The sequence below is a fragment of the Curtobacterium sp. ER1/6 genome (assembly GCF_001742745.1).
Classification (GTDB): Bacteria; Actinomycetota; Actinomycetes; order Actinomycetales; family Microbacteriaceae; genus Curtobacterium; species Curtobacterium citri.
Genome location: NZ_MJAK01000001.1, coordinates 607,089 through 623,618 on the forward strand (window position 1 = coordinate 607,089; position 16,530 = coordinate 623,618).

Genomic DNA, 16,530 nt, shown 5'->3' on the forward strand with positions numbered 1-16,530 from the left:
GACGGACGGGAGGCGCGGCACCCGCTGGCACCGCGCCTCCCGTCCGGCACCGGGTCGCGACCGCGACCCGTCGGAGCAACCCGTCGGATCAGCCCGTGTTCTGCAGGCCGGCGGCGATCCCGTTGACCGTCAGGAGCAGCAACCGGTGGTCGCCGTCCGTCGGGTCGGTGCTGCCGGTGGTCCGGATCGACCGGAGCGCCCGGAGCTGCAGGTGCGACAGTGCGTCGACGTACGGGCTGCGGAGCCGGACGGCGCGGGCGAGCACCGGCCGGTCCTCGAGCACGTCGCTGCCGCCGGAGACCCGGAGCACCCAGTCGCGGGTGCGGAGCATCTCGTCGAGGACCTTGGCCGCGAGGTCGTCGCGGTCCGCGAGCTCGAGGTACCGACGGGCGATCTGCTCGTCGGTCTTGGCGAGGGACATCTCGACGTTCTTGATCATCGCGCCGAACAGGGGCCACTCGGCGTACGCGGCACGGAGGACCTCGACGTCGCCGACGGCCTCGAGCGCGGCCCCGAGGCCGTACCAGCCGGCGAGGTTGATGCGCGCCTGCGTCCACGAGAACACCCACGGGATGGCGCGGAGGTCCTCGAGGGACTCGACGCTCAGGCCGCGACGGGCCGGCCGGGAGCCGAGCGGGAGCAGCCCGATCTCCTCCATCGGCGTCACCCGGGCGAACCACGGTGCGAAGCCGTCGGCCTTGACCAGGTCGTAGAACGCCTGCCGGGAGACGTCGTCGAGCTGCTGCGCGAGGTCGGCGAACCGGGTGGCGGCGACCGCCGTCCGGTCCTCGTTCGACGGCGACGACGCGAAGAGCGTCGCCGAGGCCATCTGCTCGAGGTGCCGCGCGGCGATGTCCTGGTCGCCGTACTGGGCGAAGATGACCTCGCCCTGCTCGGTGAGCTTCAGGCGCCCGTCGATGGACCCCGGCGGCTGCGCGAGCACCGCCTCGTTCGCGGGTCCGCCACCACGGCCGAGCGAACCGCCGCGTCCGTGGAAGAGGGTCAGCTCGACGTCGTTGTCCCGCGCCCAGTCGGCGATCCGCGCCTGGGCGTCGTAGAGCGCGAGGTTCGCCGACACCGGGCCGACGTCCTTCGACGAGTCCGAGTACCCGAGCATGACCTCGAGTCGCCGCCCGGTCGCCGCGAGCCGGCGCTGGAACGCTTCGGTGCGGACGGCCTCGTCGAGGATGTCGACGCTCGCGTGCAGGTCCGCGAAGGTCTCGAACAGCGGGATGACGTCGAGCACGGGCGCCGCGTCGCCGCACGCCGCCGTCGCCAGCTCGTGCACGTTCGCCAGGTCGGCGGCGGACTGCGTGAAGGACACGATGTACCGGTGCGCCGACCGCACGCCGTAGCGCTGCTGCAGGTCCGCGACGGTGCGGAACACCGCGAGGACCTCCTCGGTCGTGTCGCTGAGCGGCTCCCCCGAGCGGATCTCGGCGAGGGCGGTGCGGTGGACCTGCGAGTGCTGGCGGACCTCGAGCTCGGTCAGGTGGAAGCCGAACGTCTCGACCTGCCAGACCAGGTTCTGGAGCTCGCCGTTCGCGGTGCGGGCGGCGCCGGCTGCGACGAGCGAGGCCTGGATGACCCGGAGGTCGGCGAGCAGTTCCTCGGGACCGCCGTAGGCCAGGCCGTCCTTCCCGCGTCGGGTCGCACGGATCCGCGCGGCCACGAAGAGCAGCGCCCGCCGGTGGGTCTCGTTCGGCGCGCGCACCCCGATGCGCTCGGCGATGCCCGGGTCGAGCGCCTCCTGCGCGGCGACGAGCGCCTGGAGCCCGGCGTCGGCCGGGGTCTCGGCGGCGTCGAGGGTCAGCGCGGCGCCGATGCGGGTGGCCGCGCGCGACAGGCCGAGCAGGATGTGCTCCGCCGCGATGTCGGCCGCCTGCCGGGTCACGGCCGCGGTGACGTGCGGGTTGCCGTCGCGGTCGCCGCCGATCCACGTGCCGAAGCGCACGAAGGCGGGGGCGGTCACCGGCGCCCGGCCGGCGTCGTCGCCGAGCAGCCGGTCGTCGAGCAAGCGGTAGACCTGCGGCACGATCTCGAACAGCGTCTGGTCGAAGACGCTCATCGCGGTGCGGACCTCGTCGAGCGGGGTCGGTCGCGTGGTCCGCAGCGGCGAGGTGCGCAGGAGCGTCGTGATCTCCTCGAGCAGGCGCCGCTCGTTCTCGGCGCGCGCGGTCGCGTTGCGGGTGTGGTCGCGCTCGTCGATCAGGTCGGTGATGCGGCGCACGGCCGTGGTGACCGCACGGCGGCGGGCCTCGGTCGGGTGCGCGGTGAGCACCGGGTGGAAGCGCAGGTCGGCCAGGCGCGCGGCGGCCTCGTCGGCACCGACCTGCTCGACGAGCGAGGCGTAGGTGGCGGGGAACGAGTCGCCGGCGAGACCGCCGTCGTCGCCGCGGGCCCGGAGCACGCGGACGCGGTGGTGCTCCTCGGCCAGGTTCGTGAGGTGGAAGTAGGTCGTGAACGCCTGCGCCACGGCCTCGGCCCGCTCCGCGGACATCTCGGCGACGATGGCCTCGGCCCGGGCGGCGCCCTCGGCGTCGGACCCCTCGTAGGCGCCGATGACCGCGGCCCGCAGGCTCTCGACGTCGTGGAGCAGCTCGTCGCCACCGGTCTCCCGCAGCACCCGCCCGAGCAGGTTGCCGAGGTACCGGACGTCCGCGCGCAGGTCGCTGTCGACCGCTCCGCTGACGTCGTCCCGTGCGCGCCCGTGGCGCGTCGATCCGTCGATCGCCGTCATGGGTTCCTCTCACGTTGCGCCGGGACCGCGTCCCGGGTCCCCAGCACTGTACCGGCGCACGACGGCACGTGACGACGACCGTCCGGACGGACCACTGCGGGGGTGGGCGCCGGGGCCGCGACGTGTGCGCAGGAGCACCCCTGCACGGCGCGCACACGCCACGGCCCCGACGGGTCGGGGACCGCCGTCAGGCGAGGAGGGGGTGCACGGCGTCGCCGTGCGCCGCGGTCGGGGACACCGGTCGACGCAGCGACGCCACGAGCGCCCGGTCGAGGCGCGCGGCCAGGTCGACCTCCGCGAGGACGGCCTCGCGTTCCGCCGCGGTCCAGGGCGCGGCGTCGAGCTGGGCGCCGTAGGTGTCCTCGAACGCCGCGGGGTCGGCGACCTGGTCGAAGATCGTGAAGAGCACGCCGTTCGTGTCGAAGCCGAACCGCTCCTCGAGCAGCCGCGCGAGCGTCGGTCCGCCGGACAGGTCCCCGAGGTACCGCGTGTAGTGGTGCGCCACGAAGCCGCCCGGGGAGGTCGCGGCGACCTCGTTCAGCCGGCGGACGTACGCCGTCGTCGCGGCCGTCGGGCAGCAGAGCTCGGACCAGTCGGGCCCGACGAGGTACTCGAGGTCGGCGCGGATCGCCGGCATCCGGGTGAGCTGGGTCGTCACGAAGGGCGCGGCGACCGGGTGGTCGGCCATCCGCTCGGCGGCACGCTCGAGCGCGTCGTACACGACGGCGTACTGTCCGAGCAGGTCGGCGTAGTCCGCGACGTCGCAGTCCCCCGCCAGCAGGTCGTGCGCCCCGCCCGCCCAGGCGGAGGCGCCGGCGGTCGCGCCCGCACCGGTGCGGGACCGCCGCCGCAGCAGCTCGGAGAACGGCGTCACGGTCGGACTCATGAGGTGAGGCTAACCTCAGTTGCTGAGAAGGTCGAGCACCGGAAGAGGAAGCCCCACGATGAGCCCGAGCACCAAGCGCACCCAGCACGTCTTCGTCGTCGACCGGACGGAACGGATCACCCCGCACACGGTGCGCGTGCACCTCGGCGGCCCGGCCTTCCGCGACTTCGTCGACGGCGCCGACCCGGACCGGCTCGCCGCCACCGACAAGTACGTCAAGCTCCTGCTCGCCCCGCCCGCGAGCGGCCTCGTGCCACCGTACGACCTCGACGCGCTGCGGGCCGACCTGCCGAAGCACGAGCGTCCCGCCCGCCGCACCTACACCGTTCGCTCGGTGGACCACGAGGCCGGCACGATGGCGATCGACTTCGTCGTGCACGGCGACGAGGGCCTCGCCGGTCCGTGGGCGGCGGCGGCCCGCCCCGGCGACCTCCTCACGCTCTCCGGTCCCGGCGGCGGGTACACCCCGGCCACCGACCCCGACGTCACCCACGTGCTGCTCGGCGACGACAGCGCGCTGCCGGCGATCGGTGCGGCACTCGCAGCGATGCGCGAGGACGCCACCGGGGTCGCGCTCGTCGAGGTCGCCTCCGCGGCGGACGAGCAGCCGCTCGTCCACCCGGCCGGTGTCGACCTGCGGTGGCTGCACCGCGACGCCACCGGCGCGGACCCGGGCACGCTCCTGCTGGCGGCGGCCGAGGCGCTGCCCCGTGCCTCCCGGCCGGTGCAGGTCTTCGCGCACGGTGAGCGCACGGCCGTGAAGGCGATCCGACGGCTCCTGCAGGACGACTGGGGTCTCGAGAAGGCGGACCTGTCCCTGTCCGCGTACTGGGCGCTCGGTCGCGCCGAGGACCGGTTCCAGGAGGAGAAGCGCGAGCCGGTCGGGGTGATCTTCGCCGACTGAGCGGACGGGAGGCACGGGTCGCGTCGGTGGTGCCCGCTAGCGTCCGGCGCGTGGTCACCCCTCCCCCCGCCCCGGTCTGCTGCGTCCCGGGGTGCGACGCACCGTCCGCCGACGGCTTCGCCGCGGTCCTGCCGCTGTGCGGCGGCCACGTCGCGCTCGTGACGGACACGGCGGCCGAGCAGGTCGGCACCGAGGACGCCCTGCCGGGCCCGTGCCCGGTCTGCGGGTCGCGGCTCGGTGTCCGCTGGCCGACCGCGACGACCTGCGCGACCTGCGAGTGGCCGTGGGGTGACGTGCCGGACGGCGAGTTGCCCCCGCCGCGCGTCGACGTCGTGTACTACCTGCGGCAGCGGGACGACTTCGGCGACCGCGTCAAGATCGGGACGACCGCGAACCCCCGGCAGCGGCTCGCCGCGGTGCCGCACCAGGAACTCCTGGCGTTCGAACGCGGCGACCGACGGGTCGAACGCCGCCGGCACGCCGCGTTCGCCCCGGACCGGTACCCGCGGACGGAGTGGTTCCGGACGACGCCGGCGCTGCTGGCGCACGTCGCGACCGTGGCGGCCGGGGTGGAGGACCCGTGGGCGCTGCACGCGCGGTGGACGAGCGAGGCGCTCGCACTGCGCGGCTGAGGCCCGCGCGCAGCCGCGGTCGGGCGACGGGCGACGGTGTGCGCCGCCCGTCTGCCCTCAGGCGGCGACGGCGACCGACCGGGCGCGGTCTGCCGCGGGGTCGTCGCGGAGGAACCGGTCGGCCGTCCGGAGCGAGAGCGCCATGATCGTCAGCGCCGGGTTCGCGATGACGGCACTCGGGAACACCGAGTTGTCGCAGACCCAGAGGTTCGGGACGTCCCACGAGCGCCCGGCCGGGTCGACGACGGACGAGCCGGCGTCCACACCCATGCGCGCGGTGCCGATCGTGTGTGCGGTGCGTTCGAGGACACGGACGTCCGTGCCACCCGCGGCCTCGACGATCGCGGTCATGGTCCGGACGGCGTGCGCCCGGATCGCCTCCTCGTTGGACCCGGGCGAGAACGTCACCCGGGCTCGAGGGACCCCGTGCTCGTCGAGCTCGTCGGAGAGCACGAGCCGGTTGTCGTCGTAGGGCAGGCACTCGGCGTTGATGCCGACCCCGGCCATCCGCGGGTAGTCGCGCATCGCCCGGACGAGCTCGGCGCCCCGCAGCGACCCGCCGCGCACGAGCGACGTCGCGAAGGTCAGGGGCTGCACCCCGAGGCTCTGGATGAGGTAGCCCCCGGCGAAGTCGGCGTCGGCCGGCCGGACGAAGTCCTCGGTGATGATCGACGACGGGTACCCGCGGTACGACCGCATCGACTCGTCGAAGGTCGCCCACACCTGGGTCGCCCCGTGCGCCGTGAAGTTGCGGCCGACCTGACCGCTGCTGTTCGCGAGTCCGGTGTGCAGGAGCAGCCGCGGCGTCTCGACACCACCGGCTGCGAGGACGAGCGAGCGGCACCGCTGGCGCCGTTCGCGGCCGTCACGGGTGTAGAGCACCGCGCACACCTTGCCGTCGGCGTCGAGCTCGATGCCGTGCACGAAGGACTCCGGTCGGATCTCCGCGCCGAAGGCCACGGCGGCGGGCAGGTACGTCGTGTCCATCGAGACCTTGGCGCCGTTCCGGCAGCCCTGGTGGCAGGACCCGCACGACACGCAGGCCTGGCGGAGACCGTGGTGCTCCTGGTGCCGGTCCTCGGTGGTGAGGCCGACGGGGGCGTCCGTCGCGGTGATGCCGAGCGCGGCGGTCCCGCGCATCATCATGTCCGACGAGGCGTTCCGCGGCGGCGGACCCATCCGGTACCGACGGGACGGGTCCCAGGGGTAGTGCTCGGGCCCGGCGACGCCGACCTCGTGCTCGACGCGCTCGATGTACCCGGTGAGCTCGGCGTGGTCGATCGGCCAGTCCTCGCCCTGCCCGCTCTCGGTGCGCAGCCGCAGGTCGTGGACGCTGGGCCGCGGGGTGAACGCGCCCCAGTGCAGGGTCGAGCCGCCCACGCCGGTGCCGCTGTTGTTCGGTCCGAAGGCCGTCGGCGTCGCGCCGCCGCTGATCCGCTCGTCCATCCAGTTGATGTCGGCGGGGGCCTCGACCTCGTCCGGGGTGTGGTCACCCGGCTCGGTGTTGCGACCGGCCTCGAAGGCGACCGCCGTCAGGCCCTCGCGGGCGAGTCGGGCCAGGAGCGGTGCGCCGCCGGCACCGGTCCCGACCACGACCACGTCGACGACCTCGTCGTCCTGGTAGCGCCGCTGTGCGTCGAGTCTCATCGTGCTGCTCCCTCGGGTTCCCATGCTTCCCGTTGCCCGGCACCGAGCACCTGGAAGCCCTGCTTGCGGACGCCGTCGCCACCGTTGGCGAAGCCGTCGTAGTCGATCTCGGACATCGTGGCGGGGTGCGCGAGCCACTGCTTGACCAGGTCCACGCTCGCGTCCTCGAACCACGCGCGGAGCTGCTCGGCGTCGAGCGCGCCGTCCGACCGGTACCGTCCGGCGGCGACGTCCTCGAGCGCGTCGGCCAGGGCGTCGGACCCGGCCGCCGGCGCGAGCACGTCGAGGGCTGCGCGGTACGCCTCGACGTCGGTCGGCATGCCGTCCGGCCGCCACCCGTCGCCCTGGCCCGCCGCCAGCTGCGCGTCGACCCGGAGCGCCAGGTCGACCTCGTGCTCCCCCGGCTGCGGGACGACGATCCGGGCGACCGCGCGGAGCGTGTCGAGCTGCTGCTGGTCGAGCGCGTCCGGGACCGCGGCCGGGTCGTCGGCGAGGGCACGGACGGCGAGCAGCCCGCGGGTCCGCGCGCTCACGCGCGGCGAGGCGATCACGCGGGCGTTGTCGGCGGGGACGACCGGGGCGTGCGCGATGCGCCGGGTCCAGAAGTCACGGACGATCGCGGCCACCTCGACCGGACGCTCCCACAGCAGCAGGTGTGCGGCACCGGCGACCTCGTGCAGTTCGGCGGCGGGCCAGTGCGGCAGGGTCAGCCGGCGCTGGGCGTCGGCGGCGAGGTCGCCGTCCTCGGCTCCGGCCAGCACGAGCGTCGGCACGGGGTTCGGTGCGGCCGTGGCCGACCAGTCCTCGCGGCTGCCGCGGAGCAGCCAGTCGCGCCAGGCGCGGGGGTCGGTCCGGCGGACGTCCTGCACGGCCTGCTCGTGGCGGTCGGGCGGCAGCACCTCGGCGGTGTTCGCGTCGACGAACTCGGCGGCGTTGTCCTGCTCGATCGGTCCGTGCTCGGCCCACGCGAGCATCGACGCGCGGCGCTCCTCGGCCATCGGTTCCGGCGCGAGGGGCGACGGGGCCAGGAGCACGACGGCGCGCAGCCCGAACAGGCCGTTCGCGCCGGAGACGGTCCGGTCGGCGACGACCGTGGCGACCTTCCCGCCCATCGAGTGCCCGACGAGCACCCACTCCGTGGCGCCGCTGGCACCGATCGCACGCTCGACCCGCACGGCCATCTCCTCGACGGTCGTGCCGCCCGAGGCGGGGCTCCGCCCGAACCCCGGCAGGTCGATGCCGACGAGGTCGAGGTCACCGGCGAGCTCCGAGCGGAGGAGCGCGAACTCCTCGGAACTGGAGCCCAGCGCGTGCAGGCAGAAGGCGGTCGCTGTCATGCTTCGTTCCTACCGTCCACGGAACGCGGGACCCAGCGAACCTGTACCCCGGCAATGTACCCCGACGTGGTCGTCACCGTGCGTACGCGTCCACGAAGAGCGGCCCCCGGAGTTCGCGCAGGGTGTCGACGAGCCGTTCGATCGTGCCGCGGGAGATCCCGGACACCTCGAGGTCGTACGGCCCGAGCGCCGGCAGGCGGCCGGTCCGGATCCGGACGACCTCCCACCCGACGGCACGGACGGCGCGGTCCTTCCGCCGGTCGGTGTCCTGCCGCGGACCGACGTGCTCCAGGCCGTGACGACCGGTGCTGTCGTACTCGATCGCGACCCGCAGCTCGGGCAGCACGATGTCCGGCCAGGCCTCGACGTGGTCGAAGAACGGACGGTCGAGCCGGATCGCGGTGTGGTCGAAGGTCAGCGCGAACCGCTCCTGCAGCGCGGCGCGGAGGTCCGCCTCGACCGCCGAGGCCGTCGCGGGCGCGCACCGGCTCGTGAACGACTCCCCCGAGGGCAGTCGCGGGGTCTTCGGGCAGATCGTCCGCGGGACCGGCTGCGCGACCCGACCGGTCCGCGACCGACCGGGACGGGCGCGAGCGCTGGCGACCGCTCCGGTGGGCACGGCACCGGCGCTCGGGAGCCCGGCACCCGGGAACGCTCCCTGCGCCGGGACCGCTCCGCGCGCCGGGGCGGCGGGGAGCGTCTGCCGCCCGCGGACCCGCTCGGCGCGCTGCGGTGCCGGGACCGCGCTCGGCCAGTCCGCCGGCAGCACCGGCCAACGACGTGGGGTGGCCTGCAGCTGGCACTCCGGGCACCAGACCGAGCGCCGCCGCTCACGCCCGGGGCGCGACCGCTGCTCGGCCGGCGTCGCGACGAAGACGTGACCGACGTCGCACTCCCAGGTCAGCAGGACCTCGGCGAGCGGCGGGACCTGCGTGAGCACGACGCCGTGGTTCCGGTCAGGGTGGTACTGCCGGACGAGCACCGGGTACGACGCCCACGCCGAACGGAACTCGCCGACCGCGTACGGCACCGCCGTGCCGCGGGACCACTGCCTCCGCCGCCACCACGCCTCCACGGGTTCGACCACGGCACCACGCTAGGCAGCGCCACCGACAACCCGGCAGCGGGGCGTCAGTACCCGAGGGCGTTCCGGACGTACCCGACGACGGCGTTGGCGTGTCCGTGGCCGAACCCGTGCTCGTCCTTGAGCCAGGCCACCACCTCCATGTGGCGGTGGTCGTCGAGCCGGTCGGCCACCAGGTCGAGCCACTCCTGCACGGGGCGGCCGTACGTCTGCTCGATGCTCGGGAAGTACGAGGCGGGCCCCTTCGGCTTCGAGCCGTCCGCCGGGAGCGCCGGAGCGGGAACGCGGTGCGTCGTCATGCGCGTCAGGGTAGTCGTCCGCGCGGGTCACCAGCGGATGCGGTCGAACTCCTCGCGCAGGCGTCGCGCTCGGCCCGGGTGGACCTGCTCGACCCACCCGATCCGCCCGAGCAGGTGCCCGCGGAAGTCCGGGTGGCCCGTCCGGTCCTGCGACGCGGGCCCGTGCACGGCGGCGTTGTGCAGCAGCGCGTGCAGCCGGTCGACCTCACGCCGGCCCGGGGACGGTCGGTCGTTGACCACCACGCCCGTGACGGACTGCCGGCTCCCCCGACGCCGGACCCGCGACTTGTGCGGGGCGAGGCGGTACCCCTGGTCGTCGACGATGCGGCCGACGCCCCGGAGGAAGGCCTCGGGCCGCGCCGCGAGCCGGTCGCCGCCGCTGAAGGTCAGGTCGTCGGCGTACCGCGTGTAGACCGCGTCGCTCGCCGCCGCCCACCCGGCTAGCCGGGCGTCGAGGTGCCGGAGCGCGGTGTTGGCGAGCGCCGGCGAGGTGGGCGCGCCCTGGGGCAGGTGGGCGACGGCCAGCGACCGACGGAGCGCCGCGCGGTCCTCGGGACTGCCGCCCGGGGGCATGCCGGTCAGCACGTGCGGCGGCACCCGGTGCGTGCAGAGCCCGGTGAGGACGTGCGCGAGCGGTTCCGCGAAGCCCGCTGCCCGGAGGACGCCGTACACGGTCGGCGCGGTGACGCTCGCGAAGAACGAGGTGAGGTCCGCGGTGACGACGACCTGCTGCCGGGTGTGCACCGCGGCGCCGGTCACCACGCTCCGTCCGGGCACGAACCCGTGGGCGGCGTCGTGCACCGGCAGGGCGACCAACAGCTCGTCGAGGAGGGTCCGCTGGGTCCGCCGGAGCAGGTCCATCGGCTTCTCGAGCAGCCGCGGGACGCGACCGGGACGCGCCACCCACCCGTAGCGGTAGTGGTGGAGCGGGCTGGACGGCCCCGCGTGCCGGTTCCAGGCCCGCGTGTCGGCGAGCCAGAGCAGTCGGCCGAGCGTGACCCCGAGCGCCCGGGCCAGCTCCGGCAGGGTGTCGACGAGCAGGGGGCTGGCGGTGTCCGGACGGGCCCGGACGGCGGTGGCGCGGCGGGCGAGCACCCGGACCGGACGACGCGCGGCGCGGACCCGGTGCAGTTCGGCGAGCCGGGCATCGTCGGCGAGCACGGCGGCGAGCTGCCGCGGTGCGTCCTCCGGCGGCCGCGGGTACGTGCGGAGGGCCGCGTCGACCGCGAGCCCGACGACGGCGCGCTCGACCCCGAGCACCGCCCATCCGGCGGCGGTCAGTTCGTCGGGCGCCCACCGCTCGGCGGTGAGGAACGCGTCGGCGAGCGCCGTGGCGACCTCGGCGAGGGGCGTGGGGTTCCCGGGGGACCCGTCGGTGCCTCCGTGCGGCGTCGCGCGCGGAGCGCGCCGTCCCGCTCGGGGCGTGTCGTCCTGCTGGTCCTGCGTGCCCCGGGGTGACCCCGGAGAGGTCGACGCGTCGCGCGCGCCGGCCGCCTCCCCCGGGAACTCCACGCGCTCACCCTACGGCGACGGACCGACGGACGGGAGGCTCGGGGCGGGGCCGGCACGCGCCTCCCGTCCGGCGGTCGTGGACCACACCCCTGCGGCCCGGCCGGGCGAGCGGGCAGGACATGCCGCGCGCGGTCCGCCGAGCGGGCGCGACCCGTCGTCAGCCGTCACCGACCGTGACGGATGCGGCCCGGCGACGGAACACCCGGCCGGGTGCCGGAGCACCAGGCCGGGTGCCGGGTGCCGCGGCCCGGTAGCGTGACGGACGACACCGACGTCCCCCGTGAGGAGCACCATGTCCGATCCCACCGGCGCCCGGTACCGCGACCTGCGGACCGAGGAGAAGCTCGCCGTCCTGCTCGCGGAGGAACGCGAGCTCGACCTCGGCTCGTTCGACCTCGACGACGCCTGGGCGGTGGGGTCCTGGCTCCGCGCGACCGCCCTCGACCGCGGCCTCGGCGTGGCCGTCGCGGTGTCGTTCGGGGAGCAGCGGGTCTTCCACGCGGCGACGCCCGGGTCGGGCGCGGTGAACGATGCCTGGCTCGACCGGAAGTTCCGGGTGGTGCGGCACTTCGCGCACGCGACGCTCACGGTCCGGACGCAGTACGAGGCGGGCGGGTCGACGTTCGACGAGGCGGCGGCCCTCGACCCGCGGCGCTACCAGGCGGCCGGCGGCGGCTTCCCGCTGGTGGTGCGCGGGAACCTCATCGGCGCGGTCGGGGTCAGCGGCCTCGAGATGCACGACGACCACGCGCTCGTGGTCGAGGCCCTGCGCGCGCACCTGGCGCAGGGCGGTCGGCGCGCGACCACCGGCGACTGACGGCGAGGCCCGACCGCAGATGGACGGGAGGCGCGGTGCGGGTCCGCACCGCGCCTCCGGTCCGTCCGGTGGGTGCGTCAGCGACGCGGGCGGCCCAGCACGACCGTGCCGACGACCGCGGCGATGCCCGCCCAGACGAGCGGCCGGGTGACCCGGCGACGCTTCGCGACCCAGCCGCCGTCGGTGGCGTTGCCGGCGTCGGCCGGGGCGTAGAGGTTCCCGTCCGTGGGGGCGCCCTTGCCGCGCAGGGCGAAGGTCTCGACCATGGGCTTGGTGATCTTGTGGAACAGCCCCGGGAACACGTACTGCAGCGGCACGAGGGACGCCTGGATGCGCCCCACGAAGCGGTAGCGCTTCGGGTGCAGGGCGGCCTGCACGACGGCCTTCCCGGCGCGCTCGACGGAGACCGTCGGCGGCAGCGGGTGCGAGTTCTTCCCGGTGTAGTTGGCGCCGTTCTGGTAGATCGGCGTGTCGATCGTCGAGGGCAGCAGGGCGGTGAACTCGATGTCGGTGCCGGCGAACTCGTCGCCGAGGACGTCGCCCAGGCCCAGGGCGGCGTGCTTGCTCGTGACGTACGCCGACTGGTACGGCGCCGAGAGCAGCGACTGGATCGACCCGACGAGCACGTACGTGCCCTTCCCGCGCTGCTTCCAGTGCGGCAGGAGCGCGGTGATCGCGTGGAGGTGTCCGTAGAGGTTCGTGTCGACGACGCGCTTGAACGCCTTCGTCGGGGTCTGCTCGAAGAGCCCGTAGATGAACAGTGCGGCGTTGCCGACGAAGACGTCGATGCGGCCGAACCGGGTGGTCGTGGTGGCGACGAGGTCCTTGACGGCGTGCTCGTCGGCGACGTCGGTGGGGATCGCGATCGCCTCGGCGCCGAGCTTCCGGCACTCGGCGGCGGCGGCCTCGAGGGACTCGTGCCCGCGTGCGGCGAGCACGAGGGTGGCGCCCTGCCGGGCGAACTCGTGGGCGGCGGCCCTCCCGATGCCGCTCGATGCTCCGGTGACGACGACGATCTTCCCGCGGAAGCGCTTTGACATGTCCTCGTTGCTACCCGGTGTCGGCTGCGGTCTCCCCCAGGCCGGCGGGTGCCCGGGCTCCCGGCCGCTGTCTCGGCTCCGGTGTCGGCCGCGGTGTCGGCCGCTGACCGCAGGCTCTTCCGGACGACGTCGTGCAGGTGCGACGATGGGCCCATGCCGAAGGACGAGCTCACCGTCGAGGAAGCCACGGCGATCGCCGAGCACGCCCGCTCCGGCTCGCTGCCGCTCGAGGACCCCGAGGTCCGGAGGGTGGTCGAGCAGGCGAACCGCACCCTCGTCCGCGCGCAGATGTGGGGCGAGGACCGCAGCCCGAAGCTCCGTCGGCGCCGCCGGTGGCTCGCGGTCGGGGCCCTCGTCATGGTGCTCGTCTGGGTTGCCGGGCTGCTCGTCCCGCTCGCCCTCCGCCTCGGACTCTGACGGGGGCTCTGACGCGCTGCCGCGCCGTGGAAGACGTCGTGCTGCGACGATCCGTCCTGGACAGCGAGCGCGGCGGCGCGCCCGGCCCTCGGAGTGGGGTTGCTCCCGCGGGCCGCACCGAGGTTGACTCGATTCCGTGACGAGCACCGCGGACCGCCCGTCGTCGACGCGCACGTGGACGACCACCGTCCGCGACGACACGGGTCCGATCGTCCTCGCGGGCATCCGGACGTCGTGGGCCCCGCTGGCGAAGCAGACGCTCATCACCGCGCTCGTCGTCGGGGCGGCCGTCGCGAGCAGCCTGTCGCCCTGGCTCCTCGTGACCTCGGCACCCTGGATGTGGACCGGTGTCGCGATCGCCGTCGCCGCCCTCGCGGCCGCAGCGGTGCCGGCGCGGTGGCCCGGCACCATGCGCCTGGAGCTCCTCGTCCCCGCGCTCGACTTCTTCGCCGTCGGCCTGCTCCGGTACGGCACCGGCGACAGCCGGTCGGTCTTCACCACCATCGTGGTGCTCCCGCTCATCTGGGTCGCCGCGAACCCCGGCCGGTGGAACGTCCTCTGGCCGGTGCTCGGGACCGCCGGGGCACTCCTGCTGCCGTACCTCATCGCACCGACGGAGGCGCAGGGCAGCGAGTTCGTCCGCCTGTTCACCGTGGTGATCGTGTTCGGCGCGACCGCCGCCGTGACGAACGAGCTCGCGCGCCAGGCGAGCCTGCAGCTCGCCGCGGTGCAGCGCCGCCGCCGCGTGGCCGAGGGCGAGATCGACCGTGCCGCCCTGGTGCAGCAGTCGCTCCTGCCGACGACGACCGCCGGCCTGCCGGACGAGGTCCGCGCGGTGGGCGTCTGCATCCCGGCGCGGACCGTCGGCGGCGACTTCTACGACTGGTTCGCGACCCCCGGCGGTGCGGCGTTCACCCTCGGGGACGTCATGGGCAAGGGCGTGGGCGCCGGCATGATCGCCGCCGCCGTGCGCTCGCTCATCCGGAGCACCGTCGACGAGACCGACCCCGCCGTCGCGGTGCGCCGTGCCGCGACCGGCCTCGCCACGGGCGCCGCCGACCTCACCAGCGGCCAGTTCACCACGTGCTTCCACGTCCGCGTCGACCGCGACGGCCACGCCCGCTGGGTGGACGCCGGGCACGGGCTCACCCTCCTCCGGGGAGCCGACGGCAGCGTCCGACCGCTCCGGTCCGGACACCTGCCGATCGGTGTCGGCACGAGCTGGACGGCGGAGGACACGTTCCTGGTGCCGGGTGACGTCATCGTCGCCGTCAGCGACGGCGTGCTCGACCTGTTCGGCGGCGACCTCGACTCGCTCGACCGCTTCGAGGCGTGGGTCGCCGAGCGTCCCGATCCCCAGCAGGTCGTCGCCGGCATCGCCGACCTGGCCCACGCCGGTGAGCACCCGGACGACGTCACGGTGCTCTGCGTCGCCTACCGGCCCTGACCGCGGCCGCGTGCCCCCCGAACTGCGGACTGGCGGTGGCGCGCCCGGCGGGTGATGATCCAGTGCCCCGTCCGTTGGCGGGTCCGCCGACCCGGGACGACCTGATGACGAACGACCCCACACCCGCGCACGACGACGCAACCGTCGCCCACCGCGACGACCTCGGCCGACGCCGCTTCCTGTCGCTCGGCCTGACCGGCGCCGCCGCTGCGACCGCCGCCGCCGGTGCCGTCCTCGGCGCCGGCGCACCCGCCGAGGCCGCCACGAGCGGTGGCACGCTGCTCGCCGCCGACGAGTTCGACGGCGCCGCGGGCAGCGCACCGAACCCGGGCATCTGGCGCTTCGACACCGGCGCCGGGGGCTGGGGCAACGCCGAGCTGCAGACCTACACCGACTCCCGTCGCAACAGCGCCCTCGACGGCGCCGGCAACCTCGTCCTCACCGCCCGGCGCGAGGCCGACGGCTCGTACACCTCCGCCCGCCTGAAGACCGAGGGCACGTTCACCGCGCAGTACGGCCGCATCGAGGCGCGCATCCGGATCCCGCGGGGCCAGGGACTGTGGCCGGCGTTCTGGATGCTCGGCGCCGACATCGGCCAGGTCGGATGGCCGGCGTGCGGCGAGATCGACGTCATGGAGAACGTCGGGTACGAGCCCGCCGTGGTCCACGGGACCGTGCACGGCCCCGGGTACTCCGGCGCGCAGGGGCTGACGGCGTCGTACACGCAGCCGAACGGTGCCGCCTTCGCGGACGACTTCCACGTCTACGGGGTCGACTGGCGCCCCGGCTCCGTCAGGTGGACGGTCGACGGGGTCGCCCGTCGGACGGTCACCCGCGCCGACGTCGGATCGGCGCCCTGGGTGTTCGACAAGCCGTTCTTCGTGGTGCTCAACGTCGCGGTGGGCGGCACCTGGCCGGGGTCGCCGGACGCGACCACCCGCTTCCCGCAGCAGATGACGGTCGACTGGGTGCGCGTCTGGCAGCAGTCCTGACGGACGGGAGGCGCGGGGCCACGCCGCCACGCGCCTCCCGACCGACGGGGGTCAGCGACGGGCGCGGGCCAGCAGCCAGAGGTAGGTCGCGTGCCCGACCAGGGCCAGACCGAAGAAGACCGCGCCGACCGCGTAGACCCGGTCGAGGTCGCCCTGCCCGATGACGAGCATCACCACGCAGAACAGCACGGCGGCGGCGAGCACGCCCACCTGGATCGTCGACCAGATGCGACGGAAGCGGGGCATGCCGGAGTCGTCCACGGACCCATTCTGCCGCAGGCCGTCCGGGATCACTCCTCGGGCTCACTTCTCCGGGTCGTGGCCCCAGTTCATGAGCGACCAGCGCCACTTCGAATCGTGGGAGTCGCCCTTCGGCTCCTGCTTCGCGTGCCGCGCCACGTACCCGACGACCTTCCGCATGTGCGCGTAGTCGTCGTCCGTGTAGTCGCCCTGCTTCTTCTCGAGGATGGCGACGATGTGCCGCCCGCTCTCGTGGCCGGTGGACTCGCCGCCACCGGCCGGCTTCTGCCCGACCTCCTTCGACTCGTCGGTGTCGAGCCACTCCTTCAGCTGGGACGCGGTCATGTTGACGGCGTCCGCGAAGTCGTCGCGGGTCTGCTTCTCGTCGTGCTGGTCGTCGCTCATGCGCGCCAGCGAACGCGCAGCGCCTGGGCGGGTCCGCAGGAGCCGCTGTCCCCCGGTCCGGTGCGCAGACCGGACGGCGCTCCGCGAGCGTCCAGGGCCGGGCGCGTTGTGTGTCCCCCGAACACCCCACG

The 16,530-nt window shown here is 74.7% G+C and carries 16 protein-coding genes; 6 read left to right on the plus strand and 10 right to left on the minus strand.

Annotated features, from left to right (window positions below):
* Nucleotides 1-88: 88 nt before the first annotated feature.
* Nucleotides 89-2,740 carry a phosphoenolpyruvate carboxylase gene (locus Cus16_RS02800; RefSeq protein WP_069711055.1) on the minus strand — a complete coding sequence of 884 codons (2,652 nt, stop codon included), beginning with the start codon at nt 2,738-2,740 and terminating at the stop codon, nt 89-91.
* A 187-nt stretch (nt 2,741-2,927) separates the two neighbouring features.
* Nucleotides 2,928-3,626 carry a heme oxygenase (biliverdin-producing) gene (locus Cus16_RS02805; protein WP_069711056.1) on the minus strand — a complete coding sequence of 233 codons (699 nt, stop codon included), beginning with the start codon at nt 3,624-3,626 and terminating at the stop codon, nt 2,928-2,930.
* 58 nt (nt 3,627-3,684) lie between these two features.
* On the opposite strand from Cus16_RS02805, the gene Cus16_RS02810 reads away from it, so the two are divergent.
* Together Cus16_RS02810 and Cus16_RS02815 are read left to right on the plus strand one after the other, a co-directional pair.
* Entirely contained in the window at nt 3,685-4,530 is an 846-nt protein-coding gene (locus Cus16_RS02810; RefSeq protein WP_069711057.1) for a siderophore-interacting protein, read from the plus strand.
* Between the two features lie 50 nt (nt 4,531-4,580).
* Nucleotides 4,581-5,162, plus strand: a complete 582-nt coding sequence (locus Cus16_RS02815; RefSeq protein ID WP_069711058.1) for a GIY-YIG nuclease family protein — start codon at nt 4,581-4,583, stop codon at nt 5,160-5,162.
* A 57-nt stretch (nt 5,163-5,219) separates the two neighbouring features.
* On the opposite strand, the gene Cus16_RS02820 is transcribed toward Cus16_RS02815, so the two are convergent.
* From Cus16_RS02820 to Cus16_RS02840, 5 genes are all read right to left on the minus strand, one after another.
* Nucleotides 5,220-6,809 (minus strand): GMC family oxidoreductase, encoded by a 1,590-nt coding sequence (locus Cus16_RS02820; protein WP_069711059.1) that lies wholly within the window; start codon nt 6,807-6,809, stop codon nt 5,220-5,222.
* Nucleotides 6,806-8,146, minus strand: coding sequence for an alpha/beta fold hydrolase (locus Cus16_RS02825; protein ID WP_069711060.1), 1,341 nt, complete (start codon nt 8,144-8,146; stop codon nt 6,806-6,808). The genes Cus16_RS02820 and Cus16_RS02825 overlap by 4 nt, the downstream gene beginning before the upstream one ends.
* 73 nt (nt 8,147-8,219) lie before the next feature.
* Nucleotides 8,220-9,233, minus strand: a complete 1,014-nt coding sequence (locus tag Cus16_RS02830; protein ID WP_069711061.1) for a zinc-ribbon domain-containing protein — start codon at nt 9,231-9,233, stop codon at nt 8,220-8,222.
* 44 nt (nt 9,234-9,277) lie between these two features.
* Nucleotides 9,278-9,529 carry a DUF4287 domain-containing protein gene (locus Cus16_RS02835; protein WP_069711062.1) on the minus strand — a complete coding sequence of 84 codons (252 nt, stop codon included), beginning with the start codon at nt 9,527-9,529 and terminating at the stop codon, nt 9,278-9,280.
* Between the two features lie 27 nt (nt 9,530-9,556).
* Entirely contained in the window at nt 9,557-11,041 is a 1,485-nt protein-coding gene (locus Cus16_RS02840; RefSeq protein ID WP_083263639.1) for a reverse transcriptase family protein, read from the minus strand.
* Between the two features lie 292 nt (nt 11,042-11,333).
* On the opposite strand from Cus16_RS02840, the gene Cus16_RS02845 reads away from it, so the two are divergent.
* Nucleotides 11,334-11,858, plus strand: a complete 525-nt coding sequence (locus tag Cus16_RS02845; RefSeq protein ID WP_069711063.1) for a heme-degrading domain-containing protein — start codon at nt 11,334-11,336, stop codon at nt 11,856-11,858.
* Between the two features lie 77 nt (nt 11,859-11,935).
* On the opposite strand, the gene Cus16_RS02850 is transcribed toward Cus16_RS02845, so the two are convergent.
* Nucleotides 11,936-12,898 carry an SDR family NAD(P)-dependent oxidoreductase gene (locus Cus16_RS02850; RefSeq protein ID WP_069711064.1) on the minus strand — a complete coding sequence of 321 codons (963 nt, stop codon included), beginning with the start codon at nt 12,896-12,898 and terminating at the stop codon, nt 11,936-11,938.
* A gap of 153 nt (nt 12,899-13,051) precedes the next feature.
* On the opposite strand from Cus16_RS02850, the gene Cus16_RS16515 reads away from it, so the two are divergent.
* The 3 genes from Cus16_RS16515 to Cus16_RS02865 all read left to right on the plus strand — a co-directional run bounded on the left by Cus16_RS16515 (nt 13,052) and on the right by Cus16_RS02865 (nt 15,754).
* Complete coding sequence (locus Cus16_RS16515) at nt 13,052-13,315, plus strand: hypothetical protein (protein ID WP_069711065.1); 264 nt, start codon at nt 13,052-13,054, stop codon at nt 13,313-13,315.
* A gap of 136 nt (nt 13,316-13,451) precedes the next feature.
* Nucleotides 13,452-14,762, plus strand: a complete 1,311-nt coding sequence (locus tag Cus16_RS02860) for a PP2C family protein-serine/threonine phosphatase (RefSeq protein WP_069711066.1) — start codon at nt 13,452-13,454, stop codon at nt 14,760-14,762.
* 104 nt (nt 14,763-14,866) lie between these two features.
* Nucleotides 14,867-15,754: a family 16 glycosylhydrolase gene (locus tag Cus16_RS02865; RefSeq protein WP_069711067.1), complete on the plus strand. Its 888-nt coding sequence runs from the start codon at nt 14,867-14,869 to the stop codon at nt 15,752-15,754.
* 51 nt (nt 15,755-15,805) lie between these two features.
* On the opposite strand, the gene Cus16_RS02870 is transcribed toward Cus16_RS02865, so the two are convergent.
* Entirely contained in the window at nt 15,806-16,015 is a 210-nt protein-coding gene (locus tag Cus16_RS02870) for a hypothetical protein (protein WP_141718774.1), read from the minus strand.
* A gap of 42 nt (nt 16,016-16,057) precedes the next feature.
* Nucleotides 16,058-16,399 (minus strand): DUF3140 domain-containing protein, encoded by a 342-nt coding sequence (locus Cus16_RS02875; protein ID WP_069711069.1) that lies wholly within the window; start codon nt 16,397-16,399, stop codon nt 16,058-16,060.
* Between the last annotated feature and the right edge of the window lie 131 nt (nt 16,400-16,530).

Excerpts from the sequence above, each read along its gene's own strand:
- Cus16_RS02800 (WP_069711055.1), bottom strand. The coding sequence starts at position 2,740 with ATGACGGCGATCGACGGATCGACGCGCCACGGGCGCGCACGGGACGAC.
- Cus16_RS02805 (WP_069711056.1), bottom strand. The coding sequence starts at position 3,626 with ATGAGTCCGACCGTGACGCCGTTCTCCGAGCTGCTGCGGCGGCGGTCC.
- Cus16_RS02810 (WP_069711057.1), top strand. The coding sequence starts at position 3,685 with ATGAGCCCGAGCACCAAGCGCACCCAGCACGTCTTCGTCGTCGACCGG.
- Cus16_RS02820 (WP_069711059.1), bottom strand. The coding sequence starts at position 6,809 with ATGAGACTCGACGCACAGCGGCGCTACCAGGACGACGAGGTCGTCGAC.
- Cus16_RS02825 (WP_069711060.1), bottom strand. The coding sequence starts at position 8,146 with ATGACAGCGACCGCCTTCTGCCTGCACGCGCTGGGCTCCAGTTCCGAG.
- Cus16_RS02835 (WP_069711062.1), bottom strand. The coding sequence starts at position 9,529 with ATGACGACGCACCGCGTTCCCGCTCCGGCGCTCCCGGCGGACGGCTCG.
- Cus16_RS02845 (WP_069711063.1), top strand. The coding sequence starts at position 11,334 with ATGTCCGATCCCACCGGCGCCCGGTACCGCGACCTGCGGACCGAGGAG.
- Cus16_RS02850 (WP_069711064.1), bottom strand. The coding sequence starts at position 12,898 with ATGTCAAAGCGCTTCCGCGGGAAGATCGTCGTCGTCACCGGAGCATCG.
- Cus16_RS16515 (WP_069711065.1), top strand. The coding sequence starts at position 13,052 with ATGCCGAAGGACGAGCTCACCGTCGAGGAAGCCACGGCGATCGCCGAG.
- Cus16_RS02865 (WP_069711067.1), top strand. The coding sequence starts at position 14,867 with ATGACGAACGACCCCACACCCGCGCACGACGACGCAACCGTCGCCCAC.
- Cus16_RS02875 (WP_069711069.1), bottom strand. The coding sequence starts at position 16,399 with ATGAGCGACGACCAGCACGACGAGAAGCAGACCCGCGACGACTTCGCG.